The sequence below is a fragment of the Paenibacillus woosongensis genome (genome assembly GCF_009725165.1).
In the GTDB taxonomy this organism is placed as follows: Bacteria; Bacillota; Bacilli; order Paenibacillales; family Paenibacillaceae; genus Fontibacillus; species Fontibacillus woosongensis.
Genome location: NZ_WNZW01000011.1, coordinates 1 through 13956, shown reverse-complemented (window position 1 = coordinate 13956; position 13956 = coordinate 1). Strand labels below are relative to the sequence as shown.

Here is a 13956-nt window from a genome sequence, read left to right as displayed (position 1 = left end):
AATTAAGTCAAATGTATATCGACATTCCCCACAAGGTAGGAAATTATAATTTTCACCTTTTGATCCCGTTGCTCATAGTTCGGAGACTTCCAGTACACGCGATTCAGCATTCCCGTCTCCTTCTCATCATCTAAATCAATTTGCCCGAAGAGAGCGAAGGCTTCAACCTCCACGCCGTAATCCTCGGATACGACCAAATCAATGTCGCCGACAATTCCCTGGAACATAAGCACATTATTCTGGTCTTCTACCATGGCAAGAGACAGATCGATGTTCACTTCCCCAAGCACATGCCACATGCTTGTATTCCGCAGCGTCCACGGGTCGCGATCCCAGTGAATGCTCGATGTAACGTTTTGCTTCTGAACATGGTTTCTTGCCGGAATGACCTTCTTCATCTTTGCATAATACAAACCGAGCGAAATCATGACAATGGCGACCACGAACATAAAATGATGCAGCAGAATCATGCCTCCGCCGATCGCCAGTAAAATATAACCGATTTTTACGTCGTCACCAAGACGAATTTTATAAATGCCATAGCCTAATATCACAATCGCGACGATGGTAAAAAAGCCCAGCCCCTGGCCGAAAATAATGAATATGCCCAGCCCGATCAATCCGATGGCCAATAAGCTTCTATGCCTATCCATGCCGCACCTCCAGATCAGTTCATATGTGAGAATGTAAGTGGAAAAGCCATAACAGTATATAAATTCATACCGCATGGCTTTAACCATTACATAGCATATCACAATGTCCTGTAGTCGTGTAGCTGTTATTCCTTGCTTTCGGCCCGATTAGCCGAAGGGTTCAGCTTAGCTTTCAGAGCCTCCAGCTGCTCATCCACCTTGACCTGCTTCTCGGCATCAGCAGGGCTGATGTACGAGGAACCGGAGCTGCTGACTCCGCGGTAACCGATTCCGGCTACTTCAGCTTCTGCCTCAAGCTGCATGATTTTCTCTTCCATCCGGTGGAAGCCTAGGGACGCGCTGCCGCTCTCAATCGTATTGAGCGTATTGATTTGCGACATTTGCTTTCTAGCTTTAGCCATTTGCGCACGGCTGACCAGCTCGTTGCGTTTGTTGCGCAGCTTGTAGTACTCATCCTTCATGTCATGCAGTTGCTGCTTGAGTTCCTGAGCCTGAGCTTCCGCTTGGACATGCAGATCACTGAACTCCAGTTGTTTCTGATCATACATAATTTTCTCTTCCAGCAGCTTGCGGGCTACTTCCTCCTGCCCATTTTTGAGCGCCGCCTCAGCTTGGCTCTCTCTTTGCGCGGAAATACGGATCGCCTCTTCCAGACGGTGCTTCATTCTGCGCTCGTTCGCCATTTGCTTCGCCACCGTTACCTCAGCGTCGCGGATTTCGGTCTCCATGTCGCGCAGGTACTGGTTAAGCATCACTACTGGATCCTCTACTTTATCAAGCATGTCATTTACGGATGCTTTCGTAATGTCTTTAATTCTTTTGAATACTCCCATGGTTATTTATCTCCCTTCTCATTCTCGTATTTTGATAATTTTCTCCGAAGTTCCTCCAGCTCTTTCTCCATCGCCTTCTTCTCAATATCTTCCATCATCGAATCCAAATTCGATGCGCTGCCGCTAAATGCTGATTGCTGCTGGTAACGCGGGTCGCTGTAGCTTGGCCCGCCGTAACGCGGGTCGGCGTACTGAGGATCGCGGTACGCGTTGCCCGGATTGCCCGGATTGCCGTACCCGTGGTTATGATGCCCGCCGCCTTGCCAGCCTCCATTGTAGTATGGATCGCGAGGAGTATACGGCTCCTTCGAAATGACCAGCGTTGCAATCAAATAAATCACGATGGTGGTTCCGCCTGTAATGAATACACTGATAATCGCCAGCAGCCGAAGCGCGGTGACACTGATGTTGAAATACTCGCCAAGCCCGCCGATCAGGCCGCTGAACCAACGATCACGTCTGGAACGGTATAGAGTTCCCATCGGTATTACTCCTCTCCTTTGTTATTCAGCTTCTGCTTCAAACGGGAGAGCTCCTGTTCCAAAGTCGATTGCAGAACCGATCCGGCCTGGTTCATGAATTCCTGTCCTGATCTTCTCAGATCCCGCAAGCTGCGGGCTTCCCATTCCATATCGGATACCCGGTCTTCCAGGCGGTGGAACATTTTCGGCACGTCTTGTGTACCGTACCCACTCATCCGCTGGTTCATACGCTGCTGCAGACGGAGCGTCTCCATTCTTGCGTAGTAATACTGCCGTTTGCTGTATACCACTTGATATTCCGTTTTTAATTCGTTCAGTTGACTTTCCAATTCCTGCAAAGACTCGAGGCTTTGCGCGTACAGTCCGGAGTACTGCTCGATCTTCTCTTCGTAGAGCATCTTCTCCTGCAGAGCTAGCTTCGCTAGATGCTCCTCCTCCGCTTTAAGGGCTAGCAGCGCCTGCTCTTCCCTGCGGTCGCGCATCACCTTGGCCTGATCCACCTGCTGCTTCAATTGCTTCGTATGCCCCGCATACTGCTGATGCAGCTTCTCTGCCTCAGCGATCTCCTGGCGGGTCTCAATCAGGAATTGATCGATTAACCGCACCGGATCTTGAGATTGCTCCAAACGTTCATTTAAATTAGCTACCGTAATATCCCGTACTCGACGAAATACACTCATGACATCCCATCCCTCCTAACCATATCGGTTCATCATTATTCGATATATGTGATCAATATCCCCGCCGTCTTCCATTCAGTGAATAAATGCCGTAGACGATCAGGCCGATCCCGATTGCCGGTACGATGAGCCAGGCCAGCTTGTTCATTAAGGATATGATCCCAAAGAGGAGGACGATCCATCCAAAAAAAGCGTTGCCCCGGCGAATACCGTAGTAACCAAGACCGATCAATGCTACTGCGAACAACAATCCGAATAGACTGCCCAGCAGCGGGGTAAGCTTGCCCAGCAGGATCAATCCCCCCAGGACAATAAGTACGATTGCGAACCCGCTTGATCGATTTGTTCTCATTTATTAGTCACCGCCTTTCGTAAGTATCAACCTTATGTCCTTATTGTAGGTGGAAAAGCGTTTCTTCAAAACGGACTACGGACGGTTTTTCTTCCTAGACCTAAGTCGAGGTGGTCTTAAGACCATGAACACCCGGTGTTCCACCTCTAGATAAATGGCAACAGCCTGCCCGGTGAGATGGGGCAGGCTGAACATCGTTAATCCCTTTGAAGTTGCTGTCACCCGACTTGGTGCAGCTCGTTTGTTCCTGTATATTACCGCCATTGTACTGCAGTATCTATACATTTACACCTGCAGTTGCTAATGCAGTAGTTGCTATTGCTTCTTGCTGAGTAATACCCTTGCTTTTAATTTAGCCAGTCTTACTCCTGCTTACTTCCTTCTTCCTGCTGCACCTGCCGTCCCTGCTCCTCCCGTCTCATGGCCTCTTTCAGGTCGTCCCTAACGCTGCCCTTCCATAAAGGCACTCCGGTCCGATGAGCGGCCCTGCCGTTCAGATGACCTGCCACCGGCGCGGTAATGAAGACGAAGACGATACCGAGCAGCAGCTTGGCGCTGACATGATCCAGATAGAACATGAAGTACAGGAAGGCCCCGCTCAATATGCATAATACGCCGAGCGTCGTGCTTTTCGTGGCCGCATGCGACCGTAAATATACATCGGGAAGCCGTATCAGCCCAAAGGCGCTTAACGCACTGACTACAGCCCCAAACAATACGAGCATGCCAATCAGAAGCTCACCGATCATCATCATCACCTCGCTGCTCAATGACAACACCACGCTCAATGTACCGGGCAAAGGCGGTCGTTCCAATGAAAGATAGAATACCGATTAGAAGAATGATTTCGAAATATGCTTCCGTCCTCATCAGCATGCAGAGTACGGCTACCATGGCCAGCAGATTGATGCCGATCGTATCCAGAGACGTAATGCGGTCAGCCATGGAAGGCCCCTTCATCAAACGGTACAAGCACCCCAGTATCGCCAACGATAATATAACGAGGGCTGCAAACAAGAACCCGTCGATCATTTCGTCACCTCCAGGATTGCTTTTTCAAACGTGCTTCTAATATCGCTGCAGAGCTTATCGACATCATCGATGTCCATCGCATGGATATATAAGGTAGAACCTTCTCTGGATACATCAAGCGTTAGTGTTCCCGGTGTCAGCGTAATGAGGTTAGCCAGTATCGTAACTTCCCAATCGCTCTTAAGCTCGGTCGTATAGGCGAAGATTCCCGGACGGATGTTCAGCTTAGGCGAGAGGACCTGCCCAATGACTACGAAGCTGGACTTGAACAGCTCCTTAATAAACAGTACAAGCAGCTTGACGATCGCCCATACTTTTTTCATATAGAAGCCCTGCGGCCAGAAGCGGCCGAACAGACCAATCATGACCAAGCCCACGATATAGCCAACGATGAGCCCGGAGGTCGTCCAGTTATTATTCAAGAACATCCACACTAAGGCAATCAGAAAATTCAATAAAATTTGAAGCGCCATATCATCTACTCCTTCAGCACGGCATCGATATAAATTGCTGGGTTCGTTAAGACATCCCCGGCCTGAGACGCAAGAGAGTATACCCACTCAGAGCCGATCCCGATCATAAGGATAAGGACGAACAATGCAGCTGCACTAGATAGCAGCCCTTTGATCCGGACTGGCTCCTGGATGGCTGCAGACTGCTCCCCGCCGCCAAAGAAAGCCCCGATAAATATCCGCATCAGAGAATAGAGCATGATCAGGCTGGACACAAGCGCCACCCCGGTCCACCAATAATGGCCAGAGGCAAACCCGCCTTGGACGATCAACAGCTTGCCTGTGAAGCCGCTGAGCGACGGCACGCCGATGATCGCTAGCGTGACGATAAAGAACATCCAGCCCAGTAGCGGATAACGTCTTATCAGCCCGCCCATTTGCCGCAAGTCACTGGTGCCCGCGGCCTTGATGAGCATTCCCCCCAGCAGGAACAGCAGCGCTTTGGCGATCATGTCATGGATCAGATAGAAGACGACGCCATCCATAGATGTCTTGGTCGCCGTGGCGATTCCGAAGGAAATAAAGCCGATCCCGATCACAACGTTATAGTTGATGATCCGGTGGATATCGGAATAAGCGACTGCACCGATCCCGCCTAATATCATCGTCGCCACAGCCATCCAACCGATTAGCGAATGGGTAAGCTCCGGCTGGTGATAGAATATGAGGCTGAAGGTACGGGCAATCGCATAAATGCCGACCTTGGTCAGCAGCGCGCCGAACAAAGCCTTCACCGCCGTTGGCGGGGCGCTGTATGAGCCCGGCAGCCAGAAGAACAGGAACAGGCCCGCTTTAAGCGCAAATACGATGAGAAATAACACGGCGATAACATTAATTATCCCGCCCTGTCCCGCCTCGGCTATGCGAAGCGATAAATGTGCCATGTTTAGTGTACCGGTAACACCATATAGATAAGCGATCGCCGCTACAAAGAAGCTGGAGGACACGATGTTGACCAGAATATATTTCAGCGTCTCCCTCAGCTGCCGTTTCGTGCCTCCAAGCACGATCAGGGCGTAGGAAGCGATCAGCATCACCTCAAAGCAGACAAACAGATTGAACAAATCCCCCGTCAGAAATGAACCATTCACCCCTACGATCAGAAATTGGAAGAACGGATGGAAATAATGCCGCTCCCTCTCTCTTCCGATGCTGCCGAACGCATAGAACAGGCAAGCCGTACTTAGCACTGTCGTCGTTAATACGAGCAGCGCCGCCAGCATATCCGCCGTAAATACGATTCCGTATGGCGGCGCCCAGCCTCCCATATACAAAGTCTGGATATCGTTCAGTCTAACCTCTCGGACGATGAGGATCGCCGCGAGAATATTCAGCACTGCCCCTGCGGCATTGATCCATCTTTGCAGCATTACCCGGCTATGGGCAAAAATAAGAGCAACTGCAGTCAGCAGAGGAATGATAAGCGGAAATACGAGTAAATTATTCACCTTCGTCCCCCCTTAGCTGCTCCATATCATCTGTTTTCAGTTTTTGGTACGCCTTGTAGGCGAGTACAAAGAAGAAGGATGTGACTCCGAAGCTAATTACTATAGATGTTAATATAAGAGCCGCCGGAACCGGATCCGTATAGGCGGAGGCCTGCTCGCCAAGCAGCGGAGGCGCCCCCTTCTTCAAACGGGCCATTGTTAACAACAGCAAATGCACCGCATGCGTCAGCAGGGACGTCCCGAGTATAATGCGCAGCAAGCTCCTGGTAAGGATCAGATATACTCCGACCATGAACAGGATGCCGACGGCTATTGACATCATTAATTCCATGACTACCGATCCCTCCCGATCTCAAGAATAATCGTCATCGTGACCCCCACGACGGTTAAATACACGCCCAGGTCGAAAATGACCGCCGTAGCCAGCTCGACCTCCCCGAGAATCGGCAAATACTCATGTCCGAATGCATGGCTCAGGAACGGCACGCCAAACCATAGCGAGCCTAGCCCTGTTAGAAAAGCGATAAGCAGGCCCGTGGCCATGACCTTCCGGAAATTAAGCGGAACGATGCTGCGCATAACCTCTTGTCCATAGGCGATTGCAAGCAGCACGAGCGCTGCCGAAGTCATCAGTCCGCCGATGAATCCGCCTCCCGGATTATTGTGGCCGGCAAAGAACAGATACCAGGAGAACGTCAGGATAATAAACATGGCAACCCTTGATGTCATCCGCAGAATGACATCGTTGCTTCTTACCGGTACAAGCCCGCCTCTCAATTGCTTGTTAGAGCCTGAGCGGGGAGAGAGCTGCTCCTGCTTCTCGTCCAAACTTAGGCGAATCATGGCATAGATGCCAAGCGACGCGATGCCGAGCACTACAATTTCCAGCATCGTATCGAATCCGCGGAAGTCTACGAGGATGACATTGACGACATTTTTCCCGCCAGCCAGTTTGTAGCTTGCCTCTAAAAAGAACTTCGATATTGACTCGAAGGGGTGGCTGTTCCCGGCGCTTAATGCACTGAGTGCAATCAGGGTAACCATAAGCCCTACTCCCAGTGAAATCAGGAAATTCGTAAGCTTGAATTTAAGGACGGACAGCTCTTTCTTAAGCTTCGGCAAATGATAGAAGCACAGAAGGAACAGCGTGACCGATACCGTCTCCACGATGAGCTGGGTAAGCGCCAGATCCGGGGCCCGGAATATGACGAAGAACAAGGACACCATGTAACCGACGGCCCCTGTCAAAATAATCGCCAGCAGACGTGAATTGGCAAAGGGCACCGCGATCGCGGCTATAATGAGGGCAAGCAAAATAGCTGCCTCGTATACCGTGACCGGGGCGTAGCTGCTGCTATCCAGGTTGAAGCCGTCAAATGCAAGCATAATGGCTCCAAGTACAACTACGAGAAACGTGAAAATATAAATCAAGTAATGCCGTACAGAACCGGTCATATATTTATCCGTCAACCACTTTGACGACCGCTCCAGCGTCCGCAGGCCCGAATCATACACGCCGTTTAAGGAGAAGCGGGCTGATCCAGGACTATTCAATACCTTGACCTTAGGCTGCAGAACAAAGACCAGAATGCCTGCGCCGATAACGCCCAGTGTCATGAATACCTCCGGCGTCCAGCCATGCCAGAATTCTATGGATACGAGGAATTTCTCTCCCGGCCCAAGCAGGCCCGGCATAACCGCTGCCATCGCAGGCTCGATGAGCGAGTACGACAACAATCCGGGGAACAGGCCGAACACGAGCGCAAGCGCGGCCATGATCACCGGCGGTATAAGCATACCAACCGGAGCCTCATGCGGCTGCAGTTTCAGCTGCTCCGGCTTGAATTTGCCGGCAAATGTTCTGACCAGCAGTACCATGCTGTAAGCAAAGGTAAAGACGCTAGCAGCCCAAGCGATCACAGGAAACAGGCTGCTCCAGGTATCCATGCTCCATATGCCCATTTCCCGGGCATTCAGAACTGCCGTAAAGAACATTTCTTTACTAAGAAAGCCCCCGAACGGCGGTATGCCCGCCATCGATAACGCTCCTATGACGGCGACCGTGAACGTTACGGGCATGATAGACATTAATCCGCCCAGCTTGCGGATATCTCTCGTTCCCGTCTCATGATCCACGATCCCGACAACCATGAATAACGCTCCCTTAAATACCGCGTGATTCATCAAATGGAATATGGCGGCCATAGTCGCCTTGGAATAGAACAAAGACTGCTGGACGTCCGTGTAATACCCCGAGGCCGAGCCGAGCCCCAGCAAAGCCATGATCAATCCCAGCTGGCTAATCGTGGAGAAGGCCAGCATCGCCTTCAGATCGGTTTGCTTGATCGCCTTGAACGAACCAAAGATCAGCGTAATAAGTCCTACGCCCGACACGAGCCAGAACCAGGCCGCTTGTCCAGAGAACACCGGCGTAAATCTCGCTACCAGATATAACCCGGCTTTGACCATCGTTGCCGAGTGCAAATAGGCACTCACCGGCGTCGGTGCCTCCATCGCATCCGGCAGCCAAATATGGAACGGGAACTGAGCGGATTTTGTAAAGGCCCCCAAGAGCACGAGGAGCAGCGCAGGCAGCATTAGGGGATGCCCCGCGATGATCTCTGTATTTTGAAGGATTTCTCTTACCGAGAACGTACCGGTCATGAGATAGACCAGCACGAATCCGGCCAGCATCGCCAGACCGCCGAACACGGTAATGAGCATGGATTTGAAAGCCCCATATCTGGAACGCTCCCGGTGATGCCAGAAAGCGATAAGCAGAAAGGAAGAGATGCTCGTCAATTCCCAGAAGCCGTAAAGCACGATCAGATTATCAGATAGGACAACCCCCAGCATAGCCCCCATAAATAGAAGCAAATACACGTAGAAGCGATGAACGGCCTCCTTTTCCTTATCCATATAAAAAATGGAATAGAAAACGACCAGTGTACCGATCCCCGAAATTAGCAAAGTGAACAGCAATGACAACCCGTCCAGCTGAACGCTGAACTCGATGCCAAGCGAGGTGATCCAGGGGACTGCGGCTACGATATCGTGACCCGATTGAACAATAGGGATCTGCCTCAGGAAGTAAACAAAGAGTACGGCAGGCGCTAACATAACGGCCCATCCCGGGTGCGGTTTTCCCGGCAGTCTCTTCAGCAGAGGCATTCCTGCAGCCAGAATAAATGGTAAAATGATTGCTGCGTGCAAAATAGACAACATGCTTCCTCCTTACTCGTGCTATATAACCTGTGTCTCATCAGCTTAGCCATATTTAAATCAGAACATAAATAGGGTATCCCTGAAAAAACACAAAAAGAGCCCGCAGTTGGCAGGCTCCTCCGATAAACAAATATGTGGTTAAGGCTGTAGTGCAATTGAAGCACATCCAAAAGTATATCCTTTTTTTGAGCGGTTGTAAACACGAATCTAACTGTATATATATAGCTCATTAAGGAAATCACTTTCTATAGTAAAGGAGAGTGATTTCCATGCCGGTCCGCCAAATCCTCGTCTGCTCATCCATATTTCTCGTAATTATTTGCAGTGCCGCGTTTCTTGCCCGCCAGCTGTCGCCACTCATGTCCCTTGAGCAATCACGCTTGTACTTCCAGCAATTAAATATCGGATTAAGAAACCCAGCTGTGTTTCAGCCCCGGGAATACATCCGGATCGTACCGTTCTCTCATCCGGAAGGATTTCCTTGAAATTGGGCGAATAATTTATCATCATTCTTTTGAGATACTAAGGATTGTGTGCTATCCTTAAGGTTAGCAGCTATTTTAGAGAGGGGATAAGCATCATGATGCATATTCGGCAAACGATGGTATGGTTTACTGCCTCTGTCTTTGCGCTAATCATGATTTTCTTTATTCCTCATCCTGCTCTAAATCCAGGACATGTGGCAAGTTTCGAACAGACGGCCGTTGAAGCTGACCAGCCCCTCCGCAAATCGGAGAACAAGGCAGCCCTTCTGACGCCCGCACATGTCAAGCTTAGCAACGATCTATCCCCGTTTTACCTGTTAGTCATCCCCGCCGCAGCCAGTAGTATAATTACTTTGGCAGGGATCTATTTCCGTCCATTTTTCTATCAATTCATGAAGCGAATCCTTCTGTTACCCATCAAATTTACTAGCATTTATGCTGCTTGATTTACATGTAAATGATAAGTAACTAGAATTATCGCCCATGCTCGTGAAGGAAGATCGGCGGTTGTATTAAACACACCTTATACAAATAACACTTCTTAATATTGGAGGTCGGAAGCTAATGAATCTTAAAGAAACCGAATTGCCAGGCATCGGCAAAAAATTCGAAATCGAAACACGCAGCGGTGAGAAATTGACTATTACTATCCATGATGATGGTCGTCGTGAAGTTTATCACTATGGAGCGGATAACCCGGACGACAGCATCTCTAAAATATCTTTAACTGACGAGGAAGCCCGATATGTTTCTGCCATTATTGGCGGAGTTACTTACAAGCCCACACCATTAGAGAATATCGAAGTCGCGTTAGGCGATCTCATCATTGAATGGTATAAACTTGAACCTCACTACAAAGCGATCGGCAAGACGATCGGCGAGCTGCGCGTTCGTCAACGCTCCAGCGCCACGATCATTGCTGTCGTTGAGAGCAATCATTCTAAACATATCAATCCTGGACCGGATTTGCTCCTTACTGCCGGCGCATTGGTTGTCGTAATCGGCGAGCGTCTGCATCAGCAGCAGATCCGTCAGATTCTGCTAAACGGAAGTGCTTAAGATTTCTTTGTGGCAGCATCCATTCGAAGTTTACAATAAGAAGCACATTGCCTCTCTGACGGCATGAAGAAGCGCCCTAAGTTTCCATTGGACTTAAGGCGCTTCTTTATTATTACTAGCATTATAAATGCCGCTAAACGGAATTAGAAATCGAAATTATCCGGATCAGGACCAACACGCTGATCTTGATTCAGACTATCAATTTGTTTCATTTCCTCTGCAGTCAATTCGAAATCAAATACAATAGCATTTTCAACAATCCGTTCTGGATTAGATGATTTTGGAATGGTTACAATGCCATGTTGCAAATCCCACCGGATAATAACCTGAGCCGTTGATTTGCCGTATTTTGCCCCGATAGCCTTCAGTACTTCGTTGTCCAGCAGCTTGCCCTGGGCAAGAGGGGACCAGGCTTCGATTTGGATTCCTTGTGACTTGCAGTATTCCCTCAATTCCAGTTGGCTGAGCAGCGGATGCAGCTCCACCTGATTGACTACCGGTCTTACCTCTGCGTCTGCCAGCAGGTCTTCCAAATGATGAATTTGGAAGTTCGATACACCAATAGAGTGAACACGCCCGTCCTTATGTAGCTGCTCAAGCGCTTTCCACGTTTCTTTATATTTGCCCTTGACTGGCCAATGAATCAAATAGAGATCTAGATAATCGAGGCCAAGCTTGCTCATGCTCGTGTCAAAAGCCTTCAACGTACTATCGTAGCCTTGATCGGAGTTCCAGACCTTCGTAGTAATAAACAGTTCTTCGCGGGAAATGCCGGATGCTTTAATTGCTTGGCCTACCCCTTCTTCATTCTGGTATAAAGAAGCAGTGTCAATGCTTCTATAACCATTGCGGATGGCAGCTTCTATAGAAGCGATGACCTCCTGGCCTTCACTCATCTTATAGACACCAAGGCCCAGCCACGGCATTTGTTTTCCATTGGACAAGGTGACCATAGATTGAATGTGATTCATTTCGTATGACGCCTCCTCTAATTTGGATCGTTTGCCCATCGTCTCCCTACCAAAATAAACCTAACGATCCTTATTGTCAAATTTCGTTTCTCTGAATATTGGCCATAAAAAAGAAGGTTTATGAAATTGCTCCTAGAAACAATTTCATATACCTTCTTATCGATAATACCGATGGCCGGACTCGAACCGGCAAGCCTCTCGGCACCGCATTTTGAGTGCGGCGTGTCTGCCAATTCCACCACATCGGCACACTATAAATCCATCACTTAACAAGTGCGGAAGACCAGACTTGAACTGGTACGATAGTCACCTACCGCAGGATTTTAAGTCCTGTGCGTCTGCCGATTCCGCCACTCCCGCAGGGAATTAAATGGAGGCGCCACCCAGACTCGAACTGGGGATAAAGCTTTTGCAGAGCTGTGCCTTACCACTTGGCTATGGCGCCGTATATAAAAATGGAGCGGACGACGGGAATCGAACCCGCGACCCTCGCCTTGGCAAGGCGATGCTCTACCGCTGAGCCACGTCCGCAACATATGGCTGGGGATATAGGATTCGAACCTATGGAATGACGGAGTCAAAGTCCGTTGCCTTACCGCTTGGCTAATCCCCAATATATGATTTTTAAGATAAAAATGGGGCGATCGATGGGACTTGAACCCACGAATGCCGGAGCCACAATCCGGTGCGTTAACCCCTTCGCCACGACCGCCATAATATAAATATTTTATTGTTTAACTGGCAGGGGCAGCAGGAATTGAACCCACACTAACGGTTTTGGAGACCGCTGTTCTACCTTTAAACTATGCCCCTATATGGTAAAACTGGTGGAGGCTGATGGATTCGAACCACCGAACTCGTACGAGAACAGATTTACAGTCTGCTGCGTTTGGCCACTTCGCTAAGCCTCCATGTGGTGCCGGCGAGAGGACTTGAACCCCCAACCTACTGATTACAAGTCAGTTGCTCTACCAATTGAGCTACACCGGCGTTTTCAATTATCAGGTGAATCATGGTGGCTCGGGACGGAATCGAACCGCCGACACGAGGATTTTCAGTCCTCTGCTCTACCGACTGAGCTACCGAGCCTTATTGGAATAGTTCATTGGATCCTCTTCACCTATTCCGCTGCGACCAGCTCATTAAAGTGACGGTTTCCAGAGCAAGCTTGTGAACCCTTACGGATTCTCACCTCTTAGCTTGAGGTTATAATGGCGGAGCCGACGGGATTCGAACCCGCGATCTCCTGCGTGACAGGCAGGCATGTTAGGCCTCTACACCACGGCTCCACACTAGATATTGCAATTGCGGGGACAGGATTTGAACCTGCGACCTTCGGGTTATGAGCCCGACGAGCTACCGAGCTGCTCCACCCCGCGTCATTTATATTATGGTGGAGGCTAACGGGATCGAACCGCTGACCCTCTGCTTGTAAGGCAGATGCTCTCCCAGCTGAGCTAAGCCTCCGAGGAAAGACAATTTCTATTGTATCATATTACCCGGTTAGAAATCAAGCTTTTTCTTAAAATCTTACAGGGCTTCTAAACCCTACCGAATCATATGAATTAAGTGGTGACCCGTAGGGGATTCGAACCCCTGTTACCTCCGTGAAAGGGAGGTGTCTTAACCCCTTGACCAACGGGCCACATATGTATCACACACTGCTATGATACTAAGAAAATGATGGCGGAGAGAGAGGGATTCGAACCCTCGAGACGCTTGTGACGCCTACACGATTTCCAATCGTGCTCCTTCGGCCAACTCGGACACCTCTCCATATGGCTCCCCGAACAGGACTCGAACCTGTGACAACTCGATTAACAGTCGAGTGCTCTACCGACTGAGCTATCAGGGAACATTATCATATTCAGATGATTTGATCACCTGAAAACTGGATACGAAACTTCATTTGCGTGTTAGCCCTTACTTGGTTCACCGGGGCCCCCGAAAAGTATTCGGTATACTCTTCGAAGCCTCCGCTTCACTTTTTGGGGTAAAATTGGATAAGCCCTCGACCGATTAGTACCTGTCAGCTCCATACATTGCTGCACTTCCACCTCAGGCCTATCAACCTCGTCGTCTTCAAGGGGTCTTACTAATTGGGAAATCTCATCTTGAGGAGGGCTTCACGCTTAGATGCTTTCAGCGTTTATCCCATCCGCACGTAGCTACCCAGCTATGCTCCTGGCGGAACAACTGGTGCACCAGCGGTGCGTCCATCCCG

14 protein-coding genes, 16 tRNA genes and 1 rRNA gene are annotated in these 13956 nt (G+C 49.6%); 2 read left to right on the top strand and 29 right to left on the bottom strand.

Annotated elements, in window-relative coordinates; translation table 11 throughout:
• Positions 1 to 2: 2 nt before the first annotated feature.
• From liaF to GNP95_RS20020, 11 genes are all read right to left on the bottom strand, one after another.
• Entirely contained in the window at positions 3 to 653 is a 651-nt protein-coding gene (gene liaF, locus GNP95_RS20070; RefSeq protein WP_155612614.1) for a cell wall-active antibiotics response protein LiaF, read from the bottom strand.
• Positions 654 to 778: 125 nt separating this feature from the next.
• Positions 779 to 1486, bottom strand: a complete 708-nt coding sequence (locus GNP95_RS20065) for a PspA/IM30 family protein (protein ID WP_155612613.1) — start codon at positions 1484 to 1486, stop codon at positions 779 to 781.
• A 2-nt stretch (positions 1487 to 1488) separates the two neighbouring features.
• A complete protein-coding gene (locus GNP95_RS20060) occupies positions 1489 to 1968 on the bottom strand; it encodes a PspC domain-containing protein (protein WP_155612612.1) in 480 nt (159 codons plus the stop codon).
• Between the two features lie 5 nt (positions 1969 to 1973).
• Positions 1974 to 2648 carry a PspA/IM30 family protein gene (locus GNP95_RS20055; RefSeq protein ID WP_155612611.1) on the bottom strand — a complete coding sequence of 225 codons (675 nt, stop codon included), beginning with the start codon at positions 2646 to 2648 and terminating at the stop codon, positions 1974 to 1976.
• 52 nt (positions 2649 to 2700) lie between these two features.
• Complete coding sequence (locus GNP95_RS20050; RefSeq protein ID WP_155612610.1) at positions 2701 to 3000, bottom strand: hypothetical protein; 300 nt, start codon at positions 2998 to 3000, stop codon at positions 2701 to 2703.
• A gap of 362 nt (positions 3001 to 3362) precedes the next feature.
• The gene (gene mnhG, locus GNP95_RS20045; protein WP_155612736.1) at positions 3363 to 3755 is read right to left on the bottom strand and encodes a monovalent cation/H(+) antiporter subunit G; all 393 of its coding nucleotides are present in this window, start codon (positions 3753 to 3755) and stop codon (positions 3363 to 3365) included.
• Positions 3739 to 4032: a Na(+)/H(+) antiporter subunit F1 gene (locus GNP95_RS20040; RefSeq protein ID WP_055105933.1), complete on the bottom strand. Its 294-nt coding sequence runs from the start codon at positions 4030 to 4032 to the stop codon at positions 3739 to 3741. Before GNP95_RS20040 ends, mnhG begins: the two co-directional genes overlap by 17 nt.
• On the bottom strand, positions 4029 to 4505 hold the full coding sequence (locus tag GNP95_RS20035; RefSeq protein WP_155612609.1) for a Na+/H+ antiporter subunit E: 477 nt from the start codon (positions 4503 to 4505) through the stop codon (positions 4029 to 4031). Before GNP95_RS20035 ends, GNP95_RS20040 begins: the two co-directional genes overlap by 4 nt.
• A gap of 5 nt (positions 4506 to 4510) precedes the next feature.
• On the bottom strand, positions 4511 to 5992 hold the full coding sequence (locus GNP95_RS20030) for a Na+/H+ antiporter subunit D (protein ID WP_330163530.1): 1482 nt from the start codon (positions 5990 to 5992) through the stop codon (positions 4511 to 4513).
• Positions 5985 to 6323: a Na(+)/H(+) antiporter subunit C gene (locus GNP95_RS20025; protein WP_155612608.1), complete on the bottom strand. Its 339-nt coding sequence runs from the start codon at positions 6321 to 6323 to the stop codon at positions 5985 to 5987. Before GNP95_RS20025 ends, GNP95_RS20030 begins: the two co-directional genes overlap by 8 nt.
• Positions 6324 to 6325: 2 nt before the next feature.
• Positions 6326 to 9214 (bottom strand): Na+/H+ antiporter subunit A, encoded by a 2889-nt coding sequence (locus GNP95_RS20020; RefSeq protein WP_155612607.1) that lies wholly within the window; start codon positions 9212 to 9214, stop codon positions 6326 to 6328.
• A gap of 583 nt (positions 9215 to 9797) precedes the next feature.
• Here GNP95_RS20020 and GNP95_RS20010 point away from each other — a divergent pair.
• Together GNP95_RS20010 and GNP95_RS20005 are read left to right on the top strand one after the other, a co-directional pair.
• A complete protein-coding gene (locus GNP95_RS20010) occupies positions 9798 to 10148 on the top strand; it encodes a hypothetical protein (protein ID WP_155612605.1) in 351 nt (116 codons plus the stop codon).
• A gap of 118 nt (positions 10149 to 10266) precedes the next feature.
• Positions 10267 to 10761, top strand: coding sequence for a cation:proton antiporter regulatory subunit (locus GNP95_RS20005; RefSeq protein ID WP_155612604.1), 495 nt, complete (start codon positions 10267 to 10269; stop codon positions 10759 to 10761).
• A 143-nt stretch (positions 10762 to 10904) separates the two neighbouring features.
• Here GNP95_RS20005 and GNP95_RS20000 read toward each other — a convergent pair whose 3' ends face one another.
• From GNP95_RS20000 to GNP95_RS19915, 18 genes are all read right to left on the bottom strand, one after another.
• Positions 10905 to 11732, bottom strand: coding sequence for an aldo/keto reductase (locus GNP95_RS20000; protein WP_155612603.1), 828 nt, complete (start codon positions 11730 to 11732; stop codon positions 10905 to 10907).
• A 166-nt stretch (positions 11733 to 11898) separates the two neighbouring features.
• A tRNA-Leu gene (locus GNP95_RS19995) sits at positions 11899 to 11980 on the bottom strand.
• Positions 11981 to 12006: 26 nt separating this feature from the next.
• A tRNA-Leu gene (locus GNP95_RS19990) sits at positions 12007 to 12092 on the bottom strand.
• An 11-nt stretch (positions 12093 to 12103) separates the two neighbouring features.
• A tRNA-Cys gene (locus GNP95_RS19985) sits at positions 12104 to 12177 on the bottom strand.
• Between the two features lie 11 nt (positions 12178 to 12188).
• Positions 12189 to 12263: transfer RNA gene (locus tag GNP95_RS19980), tRNA-Gly, on the bottom strand.
• 6 nt (positions 12264 to 12269) lie between these two features.
• Positions 12270 to 12345 (bottom strand) — tRNA-Gln (locus tag GNP95_RS19975).
• Positions 12346 to 12368: 23 nt separating this feature from the next.
• Positions 12369 to 12444 (bottom strand) — tRNA-His (locus tag GNP95_RS19970).
• Between the two features lie 27 nt (positions 12445 to 12471).
• Positions 12472 to 12545, bottom strand: a tRNA-Trp gene (locus GNP95_RS19965).
• A 12-nt stretch (positions 12546 to 12557) separates the two neighbouring features.
• Positions 12558 to 12643: transfer RNA gene (locus GNP95_RS19960), tRNA-Tyr, on the bottom strand.
• A 3-nt stretch (positions 12644 to 12646) separates the two neighbouring features.
• A tRNA-Thr gene (locus GNP95_RS19955) sits at positions 12647 to 12722 on the bottom strand.
• A gap of 23 nt (positions 12723 to 12745) precedes the next feature.
• Positions 12746 to 12821 (bottom strand) — tRNA-Phe (locus GNP95_RS19950).
• A gap of 123 nt (positions 12822 to 12944) precedes the next feature.
• Positions 12945 to 13021: transfer RNA gene (locus tag GNP95_RS19945), tRNA-Asp, on the bottom strand.
• A gap of 16 nt (positions 13022 to 13037) precedes the next feature.
• Positions 13038 to 13111: transfer RNA gene (locus GNP95_RS19940), tRNA-Met, on the bottom strand.
• Between the two features lie 12 nt (positions 13112 to 13123).
• Positions 13124 to 13199: transfer RNA gene (locus GNP95_RS19935), tRNA-Val, on the bottom strand.
• Between the two features lie 103 nt (positions 13200 to 13302).
• Positions 13303 to 13377: transfer RNA gene (locus GNP95_RS19930), tRNA-Glu, on the bottom strand.
• Positions 13378 to 13416: 39 nt separating this feature from the next.
• Positions 13417 to 13508: transfer RNA gene (locus tag GNP95_RS19925), tRNA-Ser, on the bottom strand.
• 3 nt (positions 13509 to 13511) lie between these two features.
• A tRNA-Asn gene (locus GNP95_RS19920) sits at positions 13512 to 13587 on the bottom strand.
• 144 nt (positions 13588 to 13731) lie between these two features.
• Positions 13732 to 13956 (bottom strand): 23S ribosomal RNA (locus tag GNP95_RS19915); the annotation flags it as partial.

Bases quoted from the DNA above. Each gene is read 5' to 3' on its own strand.
- GNP95_RS20005 (WP_155612604.1), top strand. From the start codon at position 10,267: ATGAATCTTAAAGAAACCGAATTGCCAGGCATCGGCAAAAAATTCGAA.
- mnhG (WP_155612736.1), bottom strand. From the start codon at position 3,755: ATGATGATGATCGGTGAGCTTCTGATTGGCATGCTCGTATTGTTTGGG.
- GNP95_RS20060 (WP_155612612.1), bottom strand. From the start codon at position 1,968: ATGGGAACTCTATACCGTTCCAGACGTGATCGTTGGTTCAGCGGCCTG.
- GNP95_RS20025 (WP_155612608.1), bottom strand. From the start codon at position 6,323: ATGGAATTAATGATGTCAATAGCCGTCGGCATCCTGTTCATGGTCGGA.
- GNP95_RS20035 (WP_155612609.1), bottom strand. From the start codon at position 4,505: ATGGCGCTTCAAATTTTATTGAATTTTCTGATTGCCTTAGTGTGGATG.
- GNP95_RS20040 (WP_055105933.1), bottom strand. From the start codon at position 4,032: ATGATCGACGGGTTCTTGTTTGCAGCCCTCGTTATATTATCGTTGGCG.
- GNP95_RS20050 (WP_155612610.1), bottom strand. From the start codon at position 3,000: ATGAGAACAAATCGATCAAGCGGGTTCGCAATCGTACTTATTGTCCTG.
- GNP95_RS20065 (WP_155612613.1), bottom strand. From the start codon at position 1,486: ATGGGAGTATTCAAAAGAATTAAAGACATTACGAAAGCATCCGTAAAT.
- GNP95_RS20010 (WP_155612605.1), top strand. From the start codon at position 9,798: ATGATGCATATTCGGCAAACGATGGTATGGTTTACTGCCTCTGTCTTT.
- GNP95_RS20000 (WP_155612603.1), bottom strand. From the start codon at position 11,732: ATGAATCACATTCAATCTATGGTCACCTTGTCCAATGGAAAACAAATG.
- liaF (WP_155612614.1), bottom strand. From the start codon at position 653: ATGGATAGGCATAGAAGCTTATTGGCCATCGGATTGATCGGGCTGGGC.
- GNP95_RS20055 (WP_155612611.1), bottom strand. From the start codon at position 2,648: ATGAGTGTATTTCGTCGAGTACGGGATATTACGGTAGCTAATTTAAAT.